18 protein-coding genes and 1 pseudogene are annotated in these 26560 nt (G+C 37.7%); 7 read left to right on the top strand and 12 right to left on the bottom strand.

Translation table 11 applies throughout. The features are described 5' to 3' along the window. Nucleotides 1-18: 18 nt before the first annotated feature. The gene (locus tag AC3FI7_RS23235; RefSeq protein ID WP_343660953.1) at nt 19-849 is read right to left on the bottom strand and encodes a CPBP family intramembrane glutamic endopeptidase; all 831 of its coding nucleotides are present in this window, start codon (nt 847-849) and stop codon (nt 19-21) included. Nucleotides 850-957: 108 nt separating this feature from the next. Here AC3FI7_RS23235 and AC3FI7_RS23230 point away from each other — a divergent pair, with 108 nt between their 5' ends. The 3 genes from AC3FI7_RS23230 to AC3FI7_RS23220 all read left to right on the top strand — a co-directional run bounded on the left by AC3FI7_RS23230 (nt 958) and on the right by AC3FI7_RS23220 (nt 4130). Continuing rightward, nucleotides 958-1662 carry a hypothetical protein gene (locus AC3FI7_RS23230; RefSeq protein WP_491461021.1) on the top strand — a complete coding sequence of 235 codons (705 nt, stop codon included), beginning with the start codon at nt 958-960 and terminating at the stop codon, nt 1660-1662. 1 nt (nt 1663) lies between these two features. Further along, the gene (locus tag AC3FI7_RS23225; protein ID WP_491461020.1) at nt 1664-2374 is read left to right on the top strand and encodes a hypothetical protein; all 711 of its coding nucleotides are present in this window, start codon (nt 1664-1666) and stop codon (nt 2372-2374) included. Between the two features lie 160 nt (nt 2375-2534). After that, the gene (locus tag AC3FI7_RS23220) at nt 2535-4130 is read left to right on the top strand and encodes a peptide chain release factor 3 (RefSeq protein WP_491461019.1); all 1596 of its coding nucleotides are present in this window, start codon (nt 2535-2537) and stop codon (nt 4128-4130) included. An 85-nt stretch (nt 4131-4215) separates the two neighbouring features. On the opposite strand, the gene AC3FI7_RS23215 is transcribed toward AC3FI7_RS23220, so the two are convergent. From AC3FI7_RS23215 to AC3FI7_RS23205, 3 genes and pseudogenes are all read right to left on the bottom strand, one after another. Beyond that, nucleotides 4216-5058 (bottom strand): IS3 family transposase, encoded by an 843-nt coding sequence (locus AC3FI7_RS23215; RefSeq protein WP_491462112.1) that lies wholly within the window; start codon nt 5056-5058, stop codon nt 4216-4218. Beyond that, nucleotides 5046-5393, bottom strand: a complete 348-nt coding sequence (locus AC3FI7_RS23210; protein WP_142726515.1) for a helix-turn-helix domain-containing protein — start codon at nt 5391-5393, stop codon at nt 5046-5048. Before AC3FI7_RS23210 ends, AC3FI7_RS23215 begins: the two co-directional genes overlap by 13 nt. Nucleotides 5394-5456: 63 nt before the next feature. After that, nucleotides 5457-5573: pseudogene (locus tag AC3FI7_RS23205) on the bottom strand (hypothetical protein); the annotation flags it as partial. Between the two features lie 439 nt (nt 5574-6012). Between AC3FI7_RS23205 and AC3FI7_RS23200 the strand changes: the two are divergent. After that, a complete protein-coding gene (locus AC3FI7_RS23200) occupies nt 6013-6957 on the top strand; it encodes a DUF4349 domain-containing protein (protein WP_491461018.1) in 945 nt (314 codons plus the stop codon). Between the two features lie 211 nt (nt 6958-7168). On the opposite strand, the gene AC3FI7_RS23195 is transcribed toward AC3FI7_RS23200, so the two are convergent. Together AC3FI7_RS23195 and AC3FI7_RS23190 are read right to left on the bottom strand one after the other, a co-directional pair. Further along, complete coding sequence (locus AC3FI7_RS23195) at nt 7169-7534, bottom strand: hypothetical protein (protein WP_491461017.1); 366 nt, start codon at nt 7532-7534, stop codon at nt 7169-7171. Between the two features lie 23 nt (nt 7535-7557). Continuing rightward, nucleotides 7558-8697 (bottom strand): acyl-CoA dehydrogenase, encoded by a 1140-nt coding sequence (locus AC3FI7_RS23190; protein ID WP_142725856.1) that lies wholly within the window; start codon nt 8695-8697, stop codon nt 7558-7560. A 368-nt stretch (nt 8698-9065) separates the two neighbouring features. Here AC3FI7_RS23190 and AC3FI7_RS23185 point away from each other — a divergent pair, with 368 nt between their 5' ends. Continuing rightward, on the top strand, nt 9066-10844 hold the full coding sequence (locus AC3FI7_RS23185; RefSeq protein ID WP_291902453.1) for an AMP-dependent synthetase/ligase: 1779 nt from the start codon (nt 9066-9068) through the stop codon (nt 10842-10844). A gap of 160 nt (nt 10845-11004) precedes the next feature. On the opposite strand, the gene AC3FI7_RS23180 is transcribed toward AC3FI7_RS23185, so the two are convergent. The 3 genes from AC3FI7_RS23180 to AC3FI7_RS23170 form a co-directional block, all read right to left on the bottom strand. Beyond that, a complete protein-coding gene (locus AC3FI7_RS23180) occupies nt 11005-11781 on the bottom strand; it encodes a zinc ribbon domain-containing protein (RefSeq protein ID WP_142725858.1) in 777 nt (258 codons plus the stop codon). Between the two features lie 2 nt (nt 11782-11783). Further along, entirely contained in the window at nt 11784-12881 is a 1098-nt protein-coding gene (locus AC3FI7_RS23175) for a Nif3-like dinuclear metal center hexameric protein (RefSeq protein ID WP_491461016.1), read from the bottom strand. A 125-nt stretch (nt 12882-13006) separates the two neighbouring features. Next, nucleotides 13007-13855: a phage tail-like protein gene (locus AC3FI7_RS23170; RefSeq protein WP_491461015.1), complete on the bottom strand. Its 849-nt coding sequence runs from the start codon at nt 13853-13855 to the stop codon at nt 13007-13009. Nucleotides 13856-14105: 250 nt separating this feature from the next. On the opposite strand from AC3FI7_RS23170, the gene AC3FI7_RS23165 reads away from it, so the two are divergent. Next, the gene (locus AC3FI7_RS23165; RefSeq protein ID WP_343660942.1) at nt 14106-14933 is read left to right on the top strand and encodes an ion transporter; all 828 of its coding nucleotides are present in this window, start codon (nt 14106-14108) and stop codon (nt 14931-14933) included. Between the two features lie 43 nt (nt 14934-14976). Beyond that, nucleotides 14977-15135 carry a hypothetical protein gene (locus AC3FI7_RS23160; protein WP_172617126.1) on the top strand — a complete coding sequence of 53 codons (159 nt, stop codon included), beginning with the start codon at nt 14977-14979 and terminating at the stop codon, nt 15133-15135. 137 nt (nt 15136-15272) lie between these two features. Here AC3FI7_RS23160 and AC3FI7_RS23155 read toward each other — a convergent pair whose 3' ends face one another. The 3 genes from AC3FI7_RS23155 to dnaE form a co-directional block, all read right to left on the bottom strand. Further along, nucleotides 15273-17597, bottom strand: a complete 2325-nt coding sequence (locus AC3FI7_RS23155) for a GEVED domain-containing protein (protein ID WP_491461014.1) — start codon at nt 17595-17597, stop codon at nt 15273-15275. Between the two features lie 169 nt (nt 17598-17766). Continuing rightward, on the bottom strand, nt 17767-21300 hold the full coding sequence (locus tag AC3FI7_RS23150; RefSeq protein WP_491461013.1) for a T9SS type A sorting domain-containing protein: 3534 nt from the start codon (nt 21298-21300) through the stop codon (nt 17767-17769). A gap of 348 nt (nt 21301-21648) precedes the next feature. After that, nucleotides 21649-26316, bottom strand: a complete 4668-nt coding sequence (dnaE, locus tag AC3FI7_RS23145) for a DNA polymerase III subunit alpha (RefSeq protein WP_491461012.1) — start codon at nt 26314-26316, stop codon at nt 21649-21651. Nucleotides 26317-26560: the final 244 nt, after the last annotated feature.

Genomic DNA, 26560 nt, shown 5'->3' with positions numbered 1-26560 from the left:
ACTTTTTAGCCCGGTGTATTACATTTCAGCATAATGTACTTTATATTTTTTCATAAATAAATAATAAAATAAAGAGAAAAGTACAATTCCTACGGCCAGAACCAGCCATTCCGAAATATGAAGAACTTTTGCAAAACTTTCATCTTTACCGTACAGCACCAATAGTGACAGGGTTAAGTTATTAAAAGCATGCAAAAGCATCGGTATCAGTAAAGATTTTGTTTTATAATATACCAATCCCAGCACACAGCCCAGCATTACTGCACTGATGAACTGCCAGGGGTTCCCGTGAACGACTCCAAAAATAATGGAGGCATATAAGATCGCTTTCCAGGGTTTCACTCCTTTATTGATCAATCCTTTCTGAATAATACCTCTGAAGATAATCTCCTCAAAAATCGGAGCCATAATGACTGTCATCATGATCATAACAACCGGATTGTCGGTCAGCTGGCTCATCAACTGAGTAAAATACTCATAAAAATCTCCGAAAAAAGGTCCTGAAGTAGGGATCTGGGCCGCAACAAACTCAGAAATAAACATCATCCCTGCCATCATTGGAAAAATCAGGAGATAGGTAGAAAAATTAACTGATGACAAATTGAAATTAAGCTTCTTTTGTGTAGTACGCCTTACAATGAAAAAATCAAAAAAGGCAATTGCTGTAAGAAATCCTACAGAATTCGCTACCATCATAAACCAGTCTTTCAGTTCAATATTTTCCCTGAAAACAACTTTCCAAAAAGTACTGAATAAAGAAACAGCCATTGTTCCCACGACTAATCCAACGACCAAAACCACACCGCCAATCCATGTGAAGGTAAACTTTGGGTATTTGCTATTTTCCATCCTTTCTCTGTAAAAGTTTATCAGAAACAAAGATAATTTTTTTGACTGCTACAGGCAACTAAAAAAGGATTTTCTTATTTTCGTCCCTTTATCCATCAACATCACAAAATGAATACAGAAAATCCGTTCCAGAAGATTGAATCTACAACAAACAGATTGATGACCATTATTCTGTATATACTTTTCTCTGTCATATTGATTCCTTTCACAATTCTTTTCCTGGTAGGACCTGCTTATGGAATTTATAAAAGAGGATTTGAAACAATGATTTATCCGGTACTCTTTGGCTGGGGGTTTTCATTGCTGATTCTGATTCCTGTTATTCGCTATTATATTATCAAAAGAGAAAAACAAGTGCATAAAATTGTCGTTGACGGAACCGGGCTTTTATTTTATAACACAAAAAATGAAATTACAGATCAGATACTCTATACAGATCTGCGGCCTTCAAAACAGAATTTTGATATTTACACAGTCAGCCCGGTGGGATCAGGTATGGCTCCTTTACTGGAAATTACAGCACTATCAGAGCACAAAGAAGTGGCTGCAAGACGCATTGATATGAATCTTCCCCTGAAGGTGGTCAAAAATAAATCTGCTCTGTACACTCATTTCCTTCATGGAATTGTTACTTTTCGGCCTGACCTAAAGGTGGATCCTCTTGTTTTCCGTACCTATTCTATAAATACAGAAACATGGAAGGTAAACAGCAAAGGGGTTTCTTTGGGAGGCTGGCTTTTAATTCTGGCAGCTCTTATGGTTACAGTGCTTATACTCGGGTTTGTTTTTTTATTATCTGAAAATCCACACTGATATGACAGAAAAATTCCACGCTATAGAATCCAAAATCAATAAGCCCGTTACTTATTTTTTAATGGGGCTTATCTGGATAGCTGTTATTCTGATTATTATAGTAACCGGGACCGTTTTCAGTTTTTTTTGCAATAATTTCAGACAATACTTAGAAAATGATCCCGGTATTTTTTTCACGCTTTTTATTACCCAGCTTCTCCTTATGTTTTGCTGCATAGTTTTGATAATGGCTTTAACCCACAGAAAAAAGCAAAAGATCCGAAAAGCCATGGTGGATGAAAAAGGAGTAACATTCTATAATAACCGGAATACCATCATTGAAACTATTTTATATAAAGACCTTCAGTCTGCTCAAAATTCATCCGGTGATGTACAGGTCTGTAACACGCAGACTATAAAATATGGCAAGACAACATTACGAATCTATCTGAAAAATAAAGCAGGAAAAATTTTACCAGCAACTGTAGATTTCAATTTTGAGCTGGTGATTCTAAGTAATCAATATGATCTGTATCGGCAGTTTCTGCTGGGTATTCAGCACTTTCGTCCTGATCTGAGAATAACTCCACAGACAATTGAACAGTACAATCTTACTTCAGAACCTCAGAAAACTGAATTTGGAATATTTGAATACATCATGGCTGCAGTTTTTATATTGGCTGCAGCCGGATTGGTTTATGTTGTTATACTGCTAATGAAAATGTTTGTTTGATTAATAAAATTGAAGCAAAGCCAATCACAGATAGTTCAGAGTTATATTTTTTATTCTCAAGCGCAGCTATCTTTCTATTCTTCTGCCTAATGAATATTGTCTTAATTTAAATTTGAAAACCTCGTAAAAAATCACGATTTTTGCAACTTCAAAATACGATATGTCAGACTTAATCAAAGAAATACAAAAAAGAAAGACCTTCGGGATCATTTCCCACCCGGATGCCGGAAAAACAACCCTTACAGAAAAGTTACTTCTTTTCGGGGGTGCTATTCAGGAAGCAGGTGCGGTAAAATCCAACAAAATAAAAAAAGGAGCTACCTCCGACTTTATGGAAATCGAAAGACAGAGAGGGATCTCCGTGGCAACTTCCGTACTGGCTTTTGAATATAGAGACCACAAAATCAATATTCTTGATACCCCGGGTCACAAAGACTTTGCTGAGGATACCTACAGAACATTAACTGCTGTAGATTCCGTAATCGTTGTGATTGACGTTGCAAAAGGGGTTGAGGAACAAACTGAAAAACTGGTGCAGGTTTGTAGGATGAGAAACATTCCAATGCTGGTTTTCATCAATAAACTGGACCGCGAAGGTAAAGATGCCTTCGATCTGTTAGACGAAGTAGAACAAAAACTGGGATTGACGGTTTGTCCACTTTCACTGCCAATCGGTATGGGAAGTGACTTCCAGGGAATTTACAACATCTGGGAAAATAACATTCAGTTATTCCTGGAAGAGAAAAAACAGAAGGTTGGAGATTCTATTAAGTTTGATGATATTCATGATTCATCCATTGATGAAGTAATTGGTGAAAAAGCAGCAAATACCTTAAGAGAAGAACTTGACCTTATCCAATCAGTATATCCGGAGTTCAACCGTGAGGATTATATGAGGGGGGATCTTCAGCCCGTATTCTTCGGTTCAGCTTTAAATAACTTTGGTGTACGCGAATTATTGGATGCCTTCATTGACATCGCTCCGATGCCGCAGCCAAAAGAAAGTGATACCCGCCTGGTAAAACCTGAGGAAAATACCTTCACCGGATTCGTTTTCAAAATCCACGCAAATATGGATCCTAAACACAGAGACAGACTTGCCTTTGTAAAGATTGTTTCCGGGACTTTCAAAAGAAACGAGAACTATCTGCTGGTAAGAGAAGGTAAAAAAATGAAATTTTCCTCTCCTAACGCATTCTTTGCAGACAAAAAAGAAGTGGTGGAAGAAAGTTTCCCTGGTGATATTGTAGGTTTACATGATACGGGAAGTTTCAGAATCGGAGATACACTGACTGGCGGAGAAAAATTAAATTTCAAAGGCATTCCAAGCTTCTCACCTGAGCATTTCCGTTATATCAACAACAGCGATCCGTTAAAAGCCAAGCAATTGGCAAAAGGTATTGATCAGCTGATGGACGAAGGTGTTGCCCAGCTGTTTACCCTTGAAATGAACGGCAGAAAGATCATCGGAACAGTGGGAGCACTTCAGTACGAGGTTATTCAGTACCGTTTGGAACATGAATACGGTGCAAAATGTACTTATGAACACCTATCCATGCATAAAGCATGCTGGGTAGAAGCTGATGAGAAATCTGAAGAGTTTAAAGAATTTGCAAGACTGAAACAAAGATTCCTGGCAAGAGATAAATACAACCAACTGGTATTCCTTGCTGATTCTTCTTTCACGATCCACATGACGCAGGAAAAATTCCCGAATGTGAAATTACACTTCATCAGTGAGTTCAGAGAAAACTAAGCTGAAATAAAAAGACAGAATCGCGAAAAGGCGAATTAAGATAAAGATCCGCAGGAATAGACTGCACCCAAAAGTTTAGACAAAATTAAACAATATTATTATATGAAAGAGTTCGGTACTGTACCGGACTCTTTCCTTTTAGATTAAGTCTTATCCTGTCGTTATTGTAATAATTGATATACTTCTTTATTTCTTTTTTGAGCTCATCAATGGTTTTAAATTTCTTAGTATAGAACATTTCAGATTTTAAAGTTCCAAAGAAGTTTTCTATTACTGCATTATCCAGACAGTTTCCTTTGCGGGACATACTTTGGATAATGCCTTTTTCTTTTAACAGGTGCTGATAGGCTTTCATCTGATATTGCCAGCCTTGATCAGAGTGTATAATGAGGTTTTCAGTATTTTTAATTTTTCTGAATCCTTTTTTGAGCATATTCACAACCTGCGCAAAGGCAGGCCTTTCTGAGAGATCGTAACTGATAATCTCGCCATTGTAAAGGTCAATTATTGGCGAAAGATACAATTTACTGCCCGAAACGTTAAATTCTGTCACATCAGTGGCCCATTTTCTGTTTGGCTGATCTGCCTTAAAGTTTCTCTCCAGAATATTGGGTGCTATCCTGCCTTGCTCTCCCCGGTAGGATCTGTATTTTTTAACCCTAACTATACTTTTCAATCCCAGGGACTTCATCAGTCTTAATACCGTTTTATGATTAATTACAATTTCTTGTTGTTTCATAATCAAAGTAATACGACGGTATCCAAACCGACCTCTATGCCTATGATAAATTTGTTTTATCAAAGTTTTTATTTCTCCATATTTATCTTTTTTGTCAAGAGCTTTCTGATGGTAATAAAAACTGCTTCTGGCCATACCTGTACAATCCAACAGAAGTGACAGATCATATTTTCGCCTTAATCCTTCGATGGCCTCTGCTTGTTCTTTTTGAGAGTTAAGGCGTCTAACTTTTTTAGAAAATCAATTTCAGCTCGAAGCCTTTCGTTTTCCAATAAAAGTTCTTCTTCTCTGGTCAATGGCTTATCAGACTTTCTTTTTTTACGTTTGTAATCACTCATAATGACGGGTCTTCCTTTGGGGGTGTTCTTTAACCCTAAAATACCACTTTTTTCGTAATCCCTTTGCCAATTCAACACGGTAGACTGAGCTGCAATATTAAATCGGATACATGCTTCCCTTTGTGAGATATGTTCTGTTTCGATGGTTTTTAGAACTTTAAATTTGAAATTCACGGAATAACTCATGTTTTTTCGAGGGTATAGTCCCGAGATTCCGTACTTGTTATAAAAACCAATCCACTTGCGCAGATTGCTTTCATTAAATCCTTTCTCTGTTGCTATAGATTTAATTGAACAATGAGAATTTTTGTGAAGATTAATACATTCTAACTTGAAAGCAACGCTAAATTTTTCTTTTCTATACATAAAAAAATGCCCCTAAAAAGTGTCTAACTTTTTGGGGGCAGTCCAGAAAATTTCTGCGGATTTTTTTATAACGTATTTTTCAAAACCACCCCGTCAAAAATTCTCTGAATTTTCGCCCCCTTCCGAAGGATGGGAATTTTAGATTTCAACTAATATTTGGCGAGAAAACAAAATGTATGGATAAATTCAGCGTTCTGTTTGTCATTCCGTAGGGTCCAAATCCATAAGTAATAAAATCCTGTTACCAAATGCTTCTTTACGAAGTATAAATCTTTTTATCACCCATTAAAACTCAGAAAAACGCTTTGTAAATCTTTTGTAAAACAGATACAAAACCCTGAAAATATAAGAGTTACTACTTTACCGGCATAATACATTTCATTTACAATCTTTACAAGAACTTCCCTTCTAATTTTACTTCATCAAAAAAATTAATCTTATGAAAAAGTTCATATTACTGGCTGCTGTAGCAAGCACTTCCATTATGTGTAAAAAAGCAGATACTACACAGGATAAAATAAACGAAGCCATCCATTCTGCAGACAGTGCCGCGACTGTTGCCACGGAAACTATTGATAACGCCAGTAAAACAGCAGACCAGATCATGGATTCTGCCAGTATTAAAATAAAAGATTTTGAGAATACTAAAAATGACATCCAGCAAAAGATAGACAACACCTCCAAAATGGTAGATTCCTTATCTGATAAAATTGCCACCACAAAACTGGAATCAAAAATAGAAAAAAAGGATTCTGCAGAAAGGAAATCTGAAAAAATAACAGTAAAAACTCCGGCACCAAAAGTTATTAAAGAAACCAAAATCATTTATAAAGAAAAGCCTACAAACAACAGCTATGAGCTGAATATTTCCAAAGATAAAATGGTGAAATCAGGCTATCTGTCTATAAAAGCGGAGAATGCAGAAACGGTGAAGGAAATCATCAGAGAAGAAGCCAATAAAAATAATGGCTACATCAAAAGTGAAAATCTTTCTTATGTGGAATCTGCAAGTCTGCATGGAGAAGATCAAAAAGTATACAGTCTTGATATCAGAGTTCCTATTCAGTACTTCGACGGATTAATGAATGCCATCAGCAGCAATGCAGGGGATATTGACACTAAAGATATTCAGGTTTCCGGGCACAGCTACACAGATAATACAATCTGTACGATCAATGTCAGCATCAGCGATAAAGCCAGGGTAGAAAAAGAACCTACTACTTTCGGCGGGAAATCACTGGCTGCTATTGAATCAGGCTGGGATGTGATTACTGCTATTTTCCTGTTTATCCTTCCCTTATGGCCAATATTCCTGATTGCAGGTATTGGATATTACTTTTTCAAAAAGAGAAACAAAAACATTCCAAATAACGACTCTCACTAGATTTTAAGTCTATACTTGTGACAGAATTTTTAATATTTTTTTAATCGCATTTAGAATTTCAAATCAGTTCTTATATTTATCTTTATAAAAAAATTGAACAGTCGCAATCAGACGAAGTTCAAAATTGAAAACGGAAATTTTTATTTCATATATTAATATTTTGTGATTTGGTGTAAAAATAAGGCCCTCAGATTGAGAGCCTTATTTATTTTTATTTCATATTCACTACTTTATCCACGATAAACTTTGTGTTTCCTCTCCACGGAAGGGCACCGTTGTACTCCTTATAATGCAGGTCGAAGGTTTTACCGCTGTTGGTTTCCAGCTGTTTGAAAACTTCAGGGTCATCTACAGAAAATTCAAACTCATAGCTTGTAATTGTTCCTGTTTTTCCTCTTCCAAAACCTTCCTGAATCAGTTTTCCTTCATAGGTTTTGAAAATATATCCTTTTTTCATGGCATAATTCAGGTATCCGGATTTTACTCCTTCTCCGAAAACGAAGTAATACTTATACCATACAAATACTCCCAGTAACAGCAGTACGGCACCGAGGGTGATCCACAAAGATTTTTTCATAGTAGTGTGTTTATTTATAAATGTTATTTTGCGATGCTTCTTGAGATCACGATTTTCTGGATTTCAGAAGTTCCTTCATAGATCTGAGTGATTTTCGCATCTCTCATTAATCTTTCTACGTGGTATTCTTTTACATATCCATATCCACCGTGGATCTGTACTGCTTCAATTGTCGTATCCATTGCTACCTGAGAAGCATATAATTTTGCCATAGCCCCGCTTTCAGAAATATCTTTTCCTGCATCTTTTTCACAAGCTGCTTTAAAGCAAAGCATTCTTGCCGCAGTGATTTGAGTTGCCATATCAGCCAGTTTGAATGCTATCGCCTGGTGGTTGATAATTTCAGTTTTGAAAGCTTTTCTTGTTTTAGCATATTTCAATGCCAATTCATAAGCTCCTGAAGCAATACCCAAAGCCTGGGAAGCAATACCGATTCTTCCTCCGTTCAGTACCGCCATTGCAAAGTTGAATCCAAATCCGTCAGCACCGATTCTGTTTTCTTTCGGAACTTTTACGTTATTGAAGATCAGAGAGTGGGTATCACTTCCTCTGATTCCCAATTTGTCTTCTTTTAATCCCACTTCAAAGCCTTCCCATCCTCTTTCTACGATGAAAGCATTGATTCCTTTATGTTTTTTCTCAGGATCTGTCTGTGCAATTACGATATAATAAGTAGCTGTACCTCCATTGGTAATCCAGTTTTTGATCCCGTTTAAAAGATAGTAATCTCCTTTATCCTCAGCAGTAGTTTTCTGAGACGTCGCGTCAGAACCTGCTTCAGGCTCAGATAAGGCAAATGCTCCGATTACCTGTCCGCTAGCCAGAGGAGTAAGATATTTTACTTTTTGTTCTTCAGATGCAAATTTTTCAAGACCGGCACAAACCAATGAGTTGTTTACAGACATTACAACAGCTGCAGAAGCATCCACTTTTGCAATTTCCTCCATAGCAAGCACGTAAGAAACACTGTCCATACCTGCACCGCCGTATTTTGGATCTACCATCATTCCTAAAAGTCCCATTTCTCCCATTTTCTTCACCTGTTCAGCAGGGAATTTCTGGTCACGGTCTCTTTCAATCACTCCAGGTAAAAGTTCGTTCTGTGCAAAGTCTCTTGCTGCCTGCTGAATCATCAGCTGTTCTTCCGATAAATTAAAGTCCATAAAAAAAATAATTAGATAGCCGTAAATTTACACTTTTTAAGCAAATCTGAAAAAATTAAATTAAAACCCGGAAAAGGGCACAGAAAAGGGAGTTTAAGAGGTATTTTGAGAATTAAAAACAGGAATCCCTTTATCTCTGTTTCCCATCGGGAATCTCTTCAGATAAAAGAAAATAAATAAAACGGTCTGATGCATGTATCATTCATCCATGATATGATATTTCAATCGCCATTTTACGCACTCCAGACGGATTTTTGATGTCAAGTATTATGGCAAGCATTTAACTAATTCCTAATTATTTCATTCAGATGTTTTCAATTAAAAAAAATGCTTATATTTAAATTTCTTTATAAATTACGTAAAAAATCATGACGATCAAGAGATTATTCGATATTCCGCACTACGCTTTAGAAAAATATCCTAAAACGGATATGTTTGTAACGAAATATCATGGTGAATGGAAAAAAACTTCTACACAGGAGTTTATTAATGAGGGAAATAAGATATCCAGAGGATTATTGAAGCTGGGCATAAAACCGGGAGACAAGATCGCTTTGATCACTACCAATTCCCGCACAGAGTGGGCGATTATGGACTTTGGGCTTTCACAGATCGGGGTCGTTTCAGTACCGGTGTATCCAAGTATTTCCCCGGAAGATTATGAATTTATCTTCAACAATGCCGAAATTCAGTACTGTTTTGTTTCTGATAAGGAATTGTTGAATAAAGTAATGAAAGTAAAGCACAACATCCCGAGCTTACAGGGGATCTTTACTTTTGATAACATCAGTGGCGCAGCCAACTGGAGAGAGATCCTGGATCTGGGTAAGGATGAATCTACCCAAATTGAAGTGGATGACCTTTCCAACGCGATCAATACGGAGGATCTGGCGACGATCATTTATACTTCCGGAACCACCGGAAGACCTAAAGGAGTAATGCTTACCCATAATAATATTGTTTCAAACATATTGGGGGCCATTCCAAGAATTCCGAAGAAGAGAAGTTTTGATTACAAGGAAGCCAGAGCTTTAAGTTTCCTTCCTATCTGTCATATTTTTGAAAGAATGCTGTTCTACCTTTATCAGTACAACGGTTTTTCTCTCTATTTCGCGGAAAGTATCGAGAAAATGGGCGAAAACGTAAAAGAAGTGAAGCCTCATTATATGACTGTAGTACCAAGGCTGGTAGAAAAAGTATATGATAAAATTTACAACACAGGATCTTCTGCCGGAGGATTGAAATCAAAAATCTTCTTCTGGGCACTGAACCTAATCAGTAAAAAGAAAACCATTTCCAAGCCATCCGGACTTCAGGAAATTATTGCAGATAAATTGGTATTCTCCAAATGGAGAGAAGGTTTAGGCGGTGAAATCGTGACTTTGGTTTCAGGATCCGCAGCGTTGTCTACAAGGCTTAACTTAATGTTCCAGAATGCTGGAATCCCTATTTTGGAAGGTTATGGCTTAACGGAAACCTCACCGGTAATTTCTGTAAACAGCTTTGAAAAGATGAAAGTGGGAACTGTAGGGATTCCATTGGATAATTTAAAGGTAAAAATACAGGAAGACGGGGAAATTACCGTAAAAGGTCCATCTGTGTTCAAAGGATATTTCCAGAATGAGGAAATGACCAAAGAAGCCTTCACAGAAGATGGTTTCTTCAAAACTGGAGATATTGGGCATATCGACAGTGACGGATTTTTACAGATCACTGACCGTAAGAAAGAAATGTTCAAGACATCGGGTGGGAAATATATTGCACCTCAGACCATTGAAAACCTAGCAAAGGCATCTAAATTCATCGAGCAGATCATGGTGGTAGGTGATGGTGAAAAAATGCCGTGTGCTCTGGTGCAGCCTGATTTTGAATTTGCAAAAAGCTGGGCGATGAGAAACAACCTGAATATCGGATCCACACCGGAAGAGATTGCAAAAAGTCCTGAACTGAAGCAAAGGATTGAAAAGGAAATTGAAGGCATCAATGAGCACCTTGGAAACTGGGAGAAAATCAAAAAAATTGAGCTAACCCCTGAAGTGTGGAGTATTGAAAGCGGGTTGCTTACCCCAACCTTAAAACTGAAAAGAAAAGCGGTAAAAGAGAAATTTATTGCTTTGTATAATAAAATGTATGATCATCAGGATTAAATACTTATCAACCGCTTCATTTGAGGCGGTTTTTTTTATAGTTTTTGGCTAAAGCCAATTGAAGATCTGATTTTTTGTTTCAACGGGTAAAGCCCGTTGAATACACAAAAAAAGCTGTTTCAATTTCTGAAACAGCTTTTATATGCTTTAAAATCAATAATTAGAATTTAATTACAGACTTCATTTTTTCGTTTTCTTCCATTACCAATTCATCATCAACAAGGATTTTTCCAGAGTGCTCATCAATGATGATTTTCTTTCTCTGAGCAATTTCCATTTGTTTCTGAGGAGGGATAGTAAAGAAAGATCCTTTCGGAGCTCCTCTTTCCAATCCTACTACAGCAAGACCGTTGATAGAGTTTGTTCTGATTCTGTTGTAAGAAGCCAGTAATCTTTCGTCGATTTTACCAGCGAATTCTTTAGACTGCTCCAGAAGATATTCTTCTTCTTTCTGCGTTTCGGAGATCAGACCATCCAATTCTTCTTTCTTGAATTTCAGGTGGCTTTTCAAATCGTCGATCTTTGCGTTCAGTTCAGCTAAAGTTTCGTTTTTGTGAGCAATTTTAGCTCCGAATTCTTTAATTCTTTTTTCAGCAAGCTGAATTTCCAGATCCTGGAATTCTATTTCCTTTCCTAGCGCTTCAAACTCTTTATTGTTTCTTACATTATCCTGTTGAGATTTGTATTTCTCAATTAAAGTTTTAGCATGGTTAATCACTTCATGCTTCGTTTTGATCTGATCGTCCTGATCTTTGATATCAGCATGAAATTTTTCAGCTCTTTTTTCAAGACCTTCAATCTCGATTTCAAGATCTTCAACTTCAATTGGCAATTCTCCTCTAGTATTTCGGATTTCATCCAATCTTGAATCAATGATCTGTAAATCGTATAAAGCTCTTAATTTTTCTTCAACTGAAATATCGTTGGTTTTTGCCATATTTAAATGAAATAATTTACTGGGTTTGTTTTTTCAATAGATTTTGAAATTGCAAATGTACTAAATTTTTGTGATAAAATTTCAAATAATTGTTGAGTAACAAATTGTTCTGATTCATAATGTCCTATATCACAGATCAGCATTTTAGACTCTGCTAGAAAATAGTCGTGGTATTTAAGATCTCCTGTAAGATAAGCATCACATTTCTTAGCCGCTGCAGATCGTATCCCACTGGCCCCTGAGCCTCCCAGAACCCCTACTCTTTTGATTTTTTTATTATTGAAAGCCGAATGTTTTATGACTTCAAGGCCAAACTTTTCTTTTACAAAACCAAGAAAATCTTTTTCGTCCATTTCTTCTTCCAGGTCCCCATACATTCCCAGTCCGGCATGATGGTTTTTATTATCCAGACTGTATATCTGGTGCGCTACTTCTTCGTAAGGATGAGCTGCTTTCATTGCCCCTACAATCTGCCCCTGTTTAAAGCCTTCAAAAATTACAGAGATCATATCTTCATCTGCATTTTCACGGATCCCCTGCTGCCCGGAAAACGGATTTGAACCTTCTACAGGTCTGAATGTTCCGTTTCCGTTCACTGTAAAACTGCATTCATTATAGAATCCGATGTTTCCTGCTCCGGCTGAAAACATAGCTTCTTTTACCTTTTCTGAATATTCTTTTGGAACAAAAACTGTCAGCTGCTTCAAGTTATTTTCCTTCGGCTGAAGAATTTTCATGTTCTTGAGTCCCAACTGTCTGCATATCCCGTAATTTACCCCAAAGAAGTCATTATCGAACGCGGTATGTATAGCATAGACAGCCACTTTATTTTCGATAGCTTTTAAAACAGCTCTTTCTACATAGTTTTTTCCTGTTAAAGATTTTAATCCGGAAAATATAATAGGATGGAAACATACGATCAGATTACAGTTTCTCGCCACTGCCTCATCCACTACATTTTCCAATGCATCATGACATACCAGAATTCCTGATACATCACGGTCATAAACCCCACACAGTAATCCTACATTATCAAAATCTTCGGCCTGTCTGATACTTATTTCTTCTTCAATCTTTGCAATAACAGTTTTTAGCTTCATTGGTTTATATTTTCAGTTACAGCGAAGATATTAATTTTACTAAAGATCCGGAAAAATTTCTGATGCAATAAAAAAACCGGTTTCATCAACCGGTTTCATGATATTAAAAAGAATAAAAAAGGCTGTTAATCTTTGAAAAGTGATACTCTGGTAAAGGATTCTACTACCACACTGCAGTTTATATCTGATTCCATAAAAAGCTGATATCCTTTTCCCGGGTCAAGACTCGCAGGGTCTGCAATGGTATAGAAATAAAATGTAAGAATATTACCCGTTCCACTTGAACCGCTTGGAACCAACTGGATCGAGTTAATTTCAAAACCGGAATCAGGATTTTTAAATGTAGCTTTTATTGATCCTGAAGAGTTGGACCCCGGAGTAATAGTAGCGATTACCCTCCAGACATGAACCTGCCCGTTAATTTCATTTTCCCTCCATTTACCGGTAGCAGAAATATAGATGTTGCTTGTTACTCCCGGAAATGGAACTGTGGTTTCCGGCCAGCTTGTTGTAGGACTTGGAGCAAAGACCAGCGGTGTGGCATACAGCACCTGCTGTCTTGCACCATAGCCGCTTCCTGCTGCACTTAAACTGAATGAGGGTTTTACATTTGCGTTTCCAGAATTTATTTTAACGACACCGTCGTTACCAGCCTGAGAAGATGTGGGAACAAAAAGCTGTCTCCAGAGGGTACCGTCCCAATACTGGAAGTTATTCGTTGTCGTATTAAAAATAAGAGTTCCTGCAGTAAGGTTAGCATTCGCAACACCTGCAGGCGGTACTGTGGAAGCATCATTATCAGCCAGGTACGTATTCCTGTCTGTATCGGTGAGACGTGGGATAAGAATCCCTTTCTGGTTGGAAACTATATCCAGTACTGCAGCACCATTAGGTGTTGAAGTATTAATCCCAACCTGAGCATACATAAAACTGCTTATTAAAAACAGTATAGACAAGGTTAAAATTTTTCTCATGATATAAAGCTTTTGTAGAATAAAATTACAAACTTGGAATAAAAAAATGTTAAAAAATAAATTTTTATATGTCATTTTTTATTCGTATTTTGATAAATACAATGTATTGAAAACCAGTAAATTAATTGATAATAATTCACTTTTTGATGATAGATTTTCCTTTAACATTTGCAGGAATCTTTTAACAGTCATATATTTACTCTATACATCATAGAAATTATTAACTTCGCCGTGAAATAACCCTATAGAAATGGAAAGAGAACATAATCTTATTCCTGAGGACAAACTTTGGAAAAGATACCTTTACCGGATAATTTATCGCTCCGATACAAAGCTTGGAAAACTCTTCGATATCATATTATTGTCCTTAATTCTTATAAGTACAGCTATTATCATGATGGAAAGTGTGCCTAAGCTCGATAAAAGATTCCATTATACTTTTCTGATCCTTGAATGGGTGATCTCGATTTTCTTCACCCTGGAATACTCTATGCGGATTGCTGTGGTAAAAAATAAACGCAGTTATGTTTTCAGTTTTTTCGGGATTATAGATTTTCTGGCGCTTGTTCCTTTTTATCTCAGCTTTTTCTTTCCTGTCACTAAGTATTTCCTGATTTTCAGAATGCTGAGAATGCTGAGAATATTCAGAATCTTCAATCTGCTGGATTTTATGAATGATGGTTACCTGATTGTAAGAGCTTTAAAAAACAGTTCAAGAAAAATCTACATATTCCTTTTGTTCCTGATTATTTTCTCTGTCATTGTAGGCTCGCTTATGTTTATGGTAGAAGGAGGCAGACAAGGGTTTGAAACGATCCCCCAATCTATCTACTGGGCAGTTGTTACTGTAACCACTGTAGGATATGGTGACGTCTCTCCTATCACCCCTTTAGGAAAGTTTTTTGCGGTTGTACTGATGCTAGCCGGTTATTCCATTATTGCTGTTCCCACCGGTATTGTGACAGCAGAAATGAGGAACAAAAGACAAAACCTGGAACTGGTATGTGAACGCTGTGGTAATGACGACATTGATGATGATGCAAGGTATTGCAAGAAATGTGGCAAGAAATTAGCTTAATACTTGATATAAGTAAAATTTATTCACCAAATACCACAAAATCATGGAACCTAAAAAGAAAAACAAACCGAATAGTTTAGTGATCATCCTTTTTGCCCTCGTAGCACTGATGATCATCATCTACTTTATATTAGTCATGTTCTTCCCTACTGTTTTTGATCTTATGAACAAAGGCGATATACAGCCGGTACCCAATAAATGATAATCGTAGGATACAATAAAAAGATGAGTACATATTTTTGCCCATCTTTTTTATTGTATTTATTTTGAAATCAATAGCTGTATTAAAAAAGACGGATCATCACTGAACCGTCTTTCTCTTTTTATTTAAATGATAAATTACTTTTTAATAGCCTTAATGGTCTGTTTAGTTCCATCCTTCATTTCAATAGTTACCAAATAAACCCCCTGCATCAAATCTCTTAAATGGATTACAGATTCAGGATTGGAAATAGTTTTCACCAGTCTTCCTGTTGCATCTGTCACAAATACTGTTTTCACATTTTTAACATCTGAGATATTCAATACATCCGTAAACGGATTTGGATATACTTTAATTCCATTTTTATTTACTGCCACTTCAGCTGTTGCCAGGTTTGCATTTGTAACACTTATATCATCTACATACAGATTATACTGGTCAGCATCTGAATATGCATTAAATCCAAAGAAGTATACACCAGTTGCAGGAACAGTAAATGTTACAGATTCTGTATGAGCTGTTTCATCATTGATCGAAGGATAATCAGCGATAGACCCCGTCATAGCTGCTACAGTAGGGGAAGTTCCATATGCTACTTTTAATTTTTCCACATAAGTTGATGAATTGTTACCATACTTATAAGTAATTGTATACTGTACTCCTGCTGTTAAATTCAATCCCTGGGTAAAGAACCATGCATTAGCAGGATTTGCAGAATTATAATGATATCTTAATACATTGGTTGTGAATCCCTGACTATCTGTTGGAGGATCCACTGTTTCCCAATTATTCCCTGATCCTGCATTTACTGCTGCTGTACAGCCAGGAAGAGCCGGAACAGAAACATTTTCAAAATCAAGAGTATAAGGTAATCCAATGCTTGTACAAAGAGTGGTAAATGTTGCCATAGTACTCCATGCACTTTTACTGGCAGCACTACAAGCAGATCTTACCCATACGTAATATACAGTGGCAGGAGTTAAACTAGGAATATTATAGGTAGTTGCTGTAATTCCCGTAACGTTAGGGGTAGTTGTTGCTGTAGGTGCTGTATTGGCTGTACTGTAATAAATATCATAACCATTTGCCGGCACAGGAGTCGCCGCAGTCCAGGAAACCGTAGCTCCATTTGCTGCAACGTTCGAAGCTGTTACTGCAGTAGGTTCACTACAAGAAGGTGCTACATCGATATTAATATCATCTACATAAAGTTTGTTCATATTAGCATCAGAGTATGCCTGGAACCCAAAATAATATACGCCTGTGGCAGTTGGTGTAAAATTCACAAAATTACTGGTTGCCGAACTGATGACAACATTCGGATGATCCGCTAATGTATTGGTCATACCTGCTCCTGTAGCAGAGGTTCCGTAGGCCACTTTTAGCTTTTCAGCATATACAAATCCTTCTGCATTGGCATATTTATATTTGATTCTGTACGTAACCCCGGCAGTAAGATTAATACCATTGGTGAAAAACCAGGTATCGGCGTTATTGGCATAATCATAAGAATATTCAAGAACATTCCCTGTAAATCCCTGAGCATCAAGATTTCCGGTCTCCCACATATTTCCTGCCCCATCATTGACTACTGAGGTACAATTAGGAAGGTCAGGTGCCGTAATGCTTTCAAAATCCAATGTATATGGTACTCCTACAGCAACACAGGATGTCATAAATGTAGCCATCTGAGACCATGCACTCTTATCAGATGCACTACATACAGAGCGTACCCATACATAATACGTAGTTGCCGGTGTAAGTGAAGGCAAGTTGGTACTTAATCCAGTACTTGACCCTGAAGCGACTGTAGCAGCAGTAGGATAGGTACTGGAAATTGAATAATAATATTCATAGCCAACTCCTGGCGCTGAAGATGGTGCTGTCCATGCTATCTGCGCTGAATTAGCTGTAACAGCAGATACCGTTAAAGCAGAAGGAGCCAAACAGGTTGGAGCCGATCCAATGACCACGGTATAATCATGAGCTTCGCCATAGCCATCTGTATTGCAGGGAATAGGTTGACTGGAATACCTGTCTCCCACTCTCATTCTGTAGGTACCCGGAGTTACTGTTGACGGAATGGTTATCTGTCCGGAAGTCATACTGACACCTCCTACAGAGGCGCTACTTGCAGAAGCCACCAGCTCAGGAGCCGCATCATCAAAAGTACCATCATTATTAAAATCTATCCAGATACGCACATTCTGATTGCTGTAGTCATGCTTTACACTAAAGTCATAGCTCAGTCCTGCGCTCATGTTAATGGTCATAGATGTATAATCTCCATATGCATTAGCAGAACAGCCTGTATTCTGATGTCCAAATCCGGCTGTCGGAATCATAAAGGTGTCGATCATATCACCTCCATTACATCCACTCGCAAACGCAGGCGTACAGTAAGTTTGCGCGGAGGATAAAAGGCCGGTCATTAAAAAACCAACGAGTAAAATATTTTTCATAAAACACATTATTAGTTATTCAAATCTAGTGAAAATCAACAATAAAAAAAATATTTTTTTAATTATATCATAACGATTCAAACTTTATATTAAAAAATAAAAAATAAGGGATATAAAAAGAGACTGCTCCACTGAGCAGTCTCCTTATGATATTTTATTTAGAAATTATTTATCTTTTAATGGCTTTAACGGTTTGTTTAGATCCATCTTTCATATTCAGAACCACAAGATATATCCCTTCTTTCAGATCTCTTAACTGAAGTACTGAAGCAGGAGCTTCTATAGTTTTCACAAGTCTTCCTGCAACATCAACAACAGAAACAGACTGTACTTTAGATATATCAGAGATTGTTAAAGAATCAGTAAACGGATTCGGGTATACCTTGATTGTATTATCTTTTACAGAAGTTTCAGAAGTTGCCAGATTAGGGTTCTGTTTTACTTCCACATTATCTAAAAGGACATCATCATAGAAATATCCGTTACCACTCACATTTTTATCAACAGTAAATCTAACCTGAATAGTGGCGCCGATATAAGAAGCTGCCAAAGGAACACCAACAGTTCTCCATTGGTTTAAGTTCGAATTATCACTAAAGATAGTTACCCATCCATTTCCATTATTCACTTCTACAGTAAGTTTATTGTTGTCATAAGTAGACGGAGAAACTGTAGTACTAGTAGAAGTAGAATGATTTTTAAACCAGTCAAAAGAAACGAAAGGAGCTGTCAACCCTGTCAGATTGATAGGAGGAGTAACTAACTGTACCGTATTGACACCTGCTCCACTGTATGGTGAACTTGCATCTACCCAAGCATAAGTACCCGCTGCTTTTCCATTGTTAGCGGTATTTGCCCCATAGTCTGCTGATCCTGTGAACTTCCAGAAAAGATTGGCATCCGTTGTCGTTGCCGTAGGATTTACATTACTCCAGCAATTAGGAGAAATCCCTGCATCAAAGTTTTGAGAGAACGGAGCTGATACAGTACCACAAACTGTATTGAAAACAGCTGGCCCTACCCAAGGACTCTTATCTCCTGCACTACAAACGGATCTTACCCAAACATAATATGTACTGCTTGAAGCCAGTCCTGATAAAGGAGCTGAAGTTGTGCTGCTTGATCCACTAGCCTGTGCATTAACAGCAGGTGGTGTACTGCTTGTACTGTAATAATATTCGTATCCGTTGGCCGGTGTGGTAGATGGTGCCGTCCAGGATAGATCTGCAGTGGAAACTGTAGGATTGGCTACAACAGGAGAAGCGGGTTCCTGACATGTTGGTATAGCCTCTACCACAAAGTCATCAACGTGGAAATCAATGTCCGGGGTATTGGAACTTGTAGTTGCAACAAAAGCAATTTTAACATTTCCTGAATATCCTGTAAGGTTGATTACTTCTGTTTGGCTCGTATTAGAATATGTTCCTGCTCCTGTATATGTTTTTATTACATTCGTATTACTCCATGTAGTACCGCCATCTGTAGAGACAATAATTCTCACCTGATGGGTTCCCAGAGTTGTTTGAGAAACAGTTCCTAAATAACTGGTAACAGCCATTTTATATTTCATTCTAAACATTCCTGGAGTAGAACCAAGGTTAATGGGCTGAGAAATCAACCAGTCTCCGGTATTGGTTCCATACAGATTGATTCTTACAGCCGCATTAGATCCTGCATTTGCAAATCCTGCCTCGGCAGCCCATTTGCTCGACCCATAAGTCAGAGTAGATGATGCGGTAACATCTCCTTTAGCCACTGACCAGCACATTGGAGTGAATGCAGTAAAGCCTTGCAACGCCGTCGGCGCATTTTCTGAAGTACAAACTGTTGTAAAATTGCGCTCTGTACAAGAAGCAGAATTACTTGTTGGTGTATAAGCGTTAACTGTATAATAGTATTTTGTTGAATAGGCTAATGGGTTAGAAAGTGTATAGGTTGTCACGTTTCCTAAATCAACATTATTCATGATATCAGTTCCGCCAGTCGTAGTACCGATAGACAGTTTATACCCGGTTGCATCTGTTACAGCTCCCCAAGTGATTGTAGGAGTTACAGAAACTCCTGATGCCGCTGATGCAGGTGCAGTAACGGAAGGACAGCCAATATTTTTAGTGGTAAATGATACCGGGTTACATGCGCTGGCAGTTCCGTTACTGTTGGAAGGCTGTACAGTTGCATAATAGGTAGTATTATATAATAATTGATTTGCAGCCGGAAGCGTGTAAGTAACCACATTTCCTACATCTACTGCGTTCATCACATTTGTTCCTCCCGGAGTAGTTCCCAGACTTAACTTATAAGAAGTTGCTCCAGCTGTAGGATTCCATTTGATATTTGGTGTTACAGCAACTCCTGTAGCCGCATTGGCAGGTGTAGTAATTACCGTACACTCAGGAATTGTAATGGCTGAGATTTTAACATTATCCACATAGATATCATCACTTCCGTTATCCCCTTTGGCTAAGAATCTTACGATTGCAGTCGGACTGGACGACCCTAAGTCTATAAAATTAGATGTCCATGATGCAGCAACGCCTAATGCAGAACCTACATCTGCAAATGTATTCCCGCCGTCAGTGGAAAGCTGAATTTTCAAGACATCAGTTCCTGAAGGATTGATATAATCAAAACTTAAATATCTGGTACCTGAACCCGAAGATAGATTGACATACAAGTCCATATATCCGGAAGCATACTGACAGTTGTAAGAGTGGAAACGGGCTGCAGGAGTTACTGCAGGGGCAGAAACAGTAGAAGATCCACTGGAACTAGACCAACCTGAAGCAGAAGTAAATCCTGTTGTCGCAATATCACTCTGTCTCCAGGAATTGTCTCCTCTCGCCGGCCATGTTCTCCAATAACTGGCATTCGGCAGGTCTAAAGTGGAGTTACCGTCTGCCCACGTACTGAAACTTTCCATGAAAGGTAATGCTGCATAGGTTGCAGGCGGCGTCTGCCATGCTCCCGGTGTATAAGTAAATGTCAATCCGGAGGCAGGAACCGTTGTTCCGTTTGTAGTTCCTAAAGTCGCTGTAGAGCTGTTTGAACTTCCTACCGCAAGAGAAGTCCAGTTTGTTCCTGTTAAGTTATTTACATCAGAACTCTCTGATCCTCTGATCCCTACCTGTCCAGTAAGGGTTGAAGTTCCTGAAACACAGTTTCCATAAACAATAGCAATTGTTTTGGCATTAAGATCTAATTGAATCTGGAAATTAAGAAGCTGTGCTGAAGAAGCCGAATTACCTTGTACATCTGTAAACTGTACAATAAATTTTGAACCGACTGTTTCATAGGCAATTTCAGATGTAGCGGTATTAGCATGGCGAAGATTGGCTGCAAAACCTGCAAAAGCACCATCATAAGTAGTCGGTGAAATATCGGAGGATAATCCCGTGTAAGTTGTGCTGGATGCAGGAATTCCAAATGTAATAAAACCATTATTACTGATATAAACAGAAGTATACTTCTGATTATTGTAAGTAAAAGGGCTTGGCAAGGGAATAGCTCCCGATACCAGATCAGTTCCTATTGTAGCTCCGGACTGCCATATTGTTCTGTTTGCAGACAATGGTGTATACGTTCCGGTAGACTGGGCAAAGCCATATCCGTTATTCGTATTGGGAGTGGTGAGCTGAGGCGGACCAACCTGTGCAGACACGCAGTAGTAGAATGCTGTCAGGCACGTGAGTAAAATTTTCTTCATAAATAGTAAATAATAAAAGTTAGGGCGGTAAATGTATAAATATTAATTGATAATTTAACCATAATATTAAAAATTATCATAAAATATTAAATAAAAACAAATAAAAACAACCTAAAAATGAGATAAAATCAAACGTTTATTTAAAATTAACAGATAATTCGCAATCTATTGAAAAATATTAAAACAATGAAAATCAGACATTTACTATAGTATATAATTAAAATAGACTTCAGAAAATTTTTCTATTTAACATAAAAACATATTTAAAATTTTTCATCTATATTCTTAATATGTAAACAAAAAAAAGAGTAACCTAAGCCACTCTTTTTTAATCAGTATTTTTATATTCTAATTCAAATAGAACTCATATTTATTTAATAACTGAATTTCTTTAATCAGATCTCCATTCAGATCTACCGAATGTTTCATAGACTGCACTTCAATGTGAGAATCATCTTCAAGGTTTTTAATAAAGAACTTCAGCTTCTGATTTCCTTTATTCCGATCCAGAACTGTTCTGAAAAAATCAAGATCTTCCGGTCTTACATCCATAACATCCATAACAAGCGATATGCTTTTTGCAAATCTCTCGAATGCCTCCTGAAGCTCTATAACGTCAACGACATTGACAAATACTCTTCCGTCCTTTACCTGAGCAAATTTTATCTTAAAAATAACAAATCTCTGAACCTCAAGCTTTTCCTTCAACCTCATATAATCCCGGTCTCCCAACCTGAATGAATATGATCCGGAATAATCTTCAAGCGTAACAAAAGCTACTTTTTCGCCACTTCTGAAACCGTCCTGAACCCTGTATTCTGTAATCAGGCCAGCCACTGTATATTCTTTTCCGCCGCCTCCGTTTTCTCTTTCTTTCTGCAGGGTTTTCCAGTCTTTCTTTTTTTCCTCAAACAATTCCTCCTGTTTGTTGGCAAAAGCCTGCTCTTTATAAGCATCTACCTCATCGAGATTCAGGAACAGAAAGTTTCCTTTTGGTTCTGCTTTTTTGGTCACTTCTTCAATGACTTCCTCCTCTCCCACTGACAAATCATCAGAAACAATCTCACTTAAATCAACAGTTTCATCCTGGGAGTCCTGCTCAAGAACCGGAGTTTCATCTGTCACGATCTTCTCTTCCACATCTTTCTCCAGAACTGCCTTCTTGGAAAGCTGCCCCTGCATAAACTGAAACTGATATTTAAATTCATCCAGCGGATGTGCAGAAAGATAGAAACCGATAATCTCTTTTTCTTTATTGAGCTTATGCATGTTTGGCCATTCTGGACATGGTGCAAGTTTAGGCTGCTCAATCTGAACTTCTTCTGCAAAGTCTGCAAATAAGGAGTGCTCCATCTCGTTTTTACTTTCCTGGAAACTCTGTCCATACCTGATCAGTCTTTCAAGGTTTGTCTTTCCTGCCATGTCAATGTCAAAATACTGACCTCTGTGGAAAGAATCCAATTCATCAAAAGCACCGGCAAGTACCAAACTCTCCGCTACCCTTTTATTCATCTGGGAAGGTAATATTCTCTCAAAGAAATCATAGATGTTCTTAAACCTTCCGTTTTCTCTTTCCCTTGTAATCGCTTCACTCGGACCTTCCCCGATTCCCTTAATCGCTCCCAGCCCAAAGCGGATCTGTCCTTTTTCGTTTACTGAGAATTTATATTGAGATTCATTCACATCAGGACCTAATACATCCACACCCATACTTTTACAATCCTCCATGAACATGGTAATTGAATCTGTATTGTTAATGTTATTACTCATTACACTCGCCATATATTCTGCAGGATAATTTGCTTTTAAAAATGCAGTCTGGTATGCAATAAAGGCATAACATGTTGAGTGAGATTTGTTGAAGGCATATTCAGCAAAAGCTTTCCAGTCATTCCAGATCTTCTCCAGCCTCTCTTCATTCAGATTGTTTTTCCGACCTCCTTCAATGAATTTCGGGTACATTTTATTAAGAACATCGATCTGCTTTTTACCCATTGCCTTTCTAAGCGTATCGGCTTCACCTTTGGTAAAATTGGCCAACTTCTGTGACAAAAGCATTACCTGTTCCTGATAAACTGTAATCCCGTATGTTTCTTTTAAATATTCTTCTGTTTCCGGTAAGTCATAAACGATTTCTTCAATTCCATGCTTTCTGTTGATAAAGTTTGGAATATATTTAATTGGTCCTGGGCGGTATAAGGCATTCATGGCAATAAGGTCAGCAAAAACCGTTGGTTTAAGTTCCCTCATGTATTTTTGCATCCCCGGACTTTCATACTGGAAAATCCCGACTGTTCTTCCTTCTTTAAATAGCTGATATGTTTTGGTATCGTCAAGAGGGATAAGATCCGGATCAATATCAACTCCATGCCTTGCCTTCACCAGTTTTAAAGCATCTTTGATAATGGTCAGTGTCCTTAGTCCCAAAAAGTCCATCTTCAGAAGACCTGCACTTTCTGCCACTGAGTTATCAAACTGAGATACGAGGATGTCGGCATCTTTTGCGGCAATAGTCACCGGAACCAGGTTACTTACATCTTCCGGTGTAATGATTACTCCACAGGCATGAATTCCTGTATTCCTGATACAGCCTTCCATCTTTTTAGCACTGGCCAAAACCCCGTGTCTTGAATCATCCGGACTGTCCAGAACATATCTCATTTCATCGACAAGCATCTGTTCTTCCGGTTTCAATTTATCATATTTCGCCAGAGCTTTTGCTATGTTCATCCCTGGTGTGGAAGGAATCAGCTTGGCAATATTATTAGTATCGGGAATTGGAACATCCAATACCCTTCCGGCATCTTTAATGGCAGACTTCCCTCCGAGTACAGAATAAGTAATAATCTGCGCTACCTGACTTTGTCCGTATTTTTCTATTACCCATTTGATAACCCTGTCCCTTCCTTCATCATCAAAGTCAATATCAATATCGGGCATGGATACCCTTTCCGGATTCAGGAATCTCTCAAAAAGGAGATCATATTTAATAGGGTCTACATTGGTAATTCCAATACAGTAAGCCACGGCAGATCCTGCAGCAGAACCTCTCCCAGGTCCAACCCAGACGCCCATTTTACGGGCTTCGTTACAGAAATCCTGTACAATTAGGAAGTATCCTGGATAACCGGTATTGGCAATTACTTCAAGCTCAAAGTCAAGACGCTCTTTAATTTCATCGGTAATCCCTTCTGCTCCATATCTGTTTTTTGCTCCTTCATAGGTAAGATGGGTCAAATAAGCCATCTCCCCTCTTTTCCCTCCGTCTACCTCATCTTCTGCATGGATAAATTCTTCGGGAATATCAAACTTAGGAAGGAGTACGTCTCTTTTTAAGGTATAGGGTTTAAATTTCGCTGTAAACTCCTCATAGGCATCAAAAGCATCAGGATATGCTAAAAAAGCCTCTTTTATTTCATCAGAATTTTTAATGTAATACTCACCTGTCGCAAGACCTCTTCTTTTACCAAATCCCTTCCCTATAGGTGTTGTCAGCTTTTCTCCATCTTTGATACAGCTTACGATATCCTGAATATTAGCGTCATCTTTATTGGTATAAAAAGTCTCGTTCTGCGCTAAGATTTTAACATTATATTTATCCGCCAGATATAACAGCACCTCATTCAAATGCTCTTCTTCAGGCAGTTTGTGATTCTGAATCTGTACATAAAAATCATCTTCAAAAGTATCTTTCCACCATTTGAAAAGTTCCTCTCCTTTCTGTTCACCGGTATTTAAGATTGCATCAGGAATATCTCCCATAATCCCCGAAGTCAGAGCAATCACCCCTTCTTTATATTGGGCAATCAGCTCACGGCTCACCCTTGGAACTCCAAAATAGAACCCTTTAAGGAAACCAATACTGGAAAGCTTTGCCAGGTTTTTATACCCGTTAAAGTCTTTTGCCAAAAGGACTACCTGTGTTCTCCTGTCAGGATCATCTTTGGTAAACTGCTTTTGTTCATAACGGTCTGAAATATAAAATTCACAGCCCACTACAGGAATAAGCGGTTCAGAAGCAGGTTCCTCTTCATTAAATTCGGTTCCGTTTTCTTCTGCCTCCTGTTTTTTAGCCAGGTATTCTTTGTGTTTTTTAGCTCTGTCACCGTTAGCTCCTTCTACCGCTGAAACAAACTTAAAAGCCCCCATCATATTTCCAAGATCCACCATTCCCACGGCAGGAAAATTTTCATCAGAAGCTTTCTTAATCAGATCATTGATACTGGAAGTAGCCGTAAGAGTGGAGAAAACACTGTGGTTATCAAAATTGAAATATTTACCTAAATCAATTTCGTCAATGCTTCCAAAATCCTGTTGTTTTTTCTTATTATGAAAATCAGCGACCTGCCTTCTGATAACAATATTAAAAGGTTTGATCGGATCCGGATAAAGACTTTTGAAATAAGCAAGCTGATCCTCAGAGATCTTTAAGGTTTCTGCGGGAACTACCCCAATTCTCACCATTTCAAAGAAAGCACGGGCTGTTGCATTTACGTCGGCAGCAGCATTGTGGGCTTCATCAAATTTGTTCCCGTAAAGCTTTTCATAAAGCTCTTCAAGTTTCGGGGGTTTAAATCTTCCTCCGCGACCTCCTCCAAGCTGACAGAAGTCAGTTCCCAATATCATGGTATCTGCTTTCGGTTTCTCCTGCAGATTATCTTTAAGGTTCTTCCTGTAAAATTCCGCACCTACAATATTGTAGTCGAATTCCACATTATGTCCTGAAACAACCCTTACTCTTTCCAGAACTTTAGAAAATTCTTCTAAAATCTCCTGAAGATCACGACCTTCTTCATTGGCAATCTTTGTTGTAATTCCGTGAATTCTTGCTGCATTGAAGGGAATATCATACCCTTCAGGCTTTATTATATAATCCTGATTTTCAATTAAATTCCCATCATCATCATGCAGCTGCCATGCAATCTGGACCATTCTCGGCCAGTTATCAGAATCTGAAAGCGGAGCATTGAAATTTTTTGGTAAACCGGTTGTTTCTGTGTCAAAAATTAAATACATATAATTTTCTAACTTTTTTATAAAAAAGAGAATGTAAAGTTACTCCATTTTTTTCAAATATTGTTTTATAACGATGATTAAAACAATCAATAACATTCAAAAAAAAATAAAGAAAGCAACATCATTGTAAAAAAAAATTAACAAAAAAAATGAAAAATTAAAATTAGCTTAAAAAATTAGAGTTATACTCTAAAACATACTAATAATTAAAATATTAACATAAATTTGAATCTCCGTACTTTTA

This window comes from Chryseobacterium sp. TQ-BC-N36, assembly GCF_058382295.1.
This window is presented reverse-complemented; position numbering and strand designations above follow the sequence as displayed.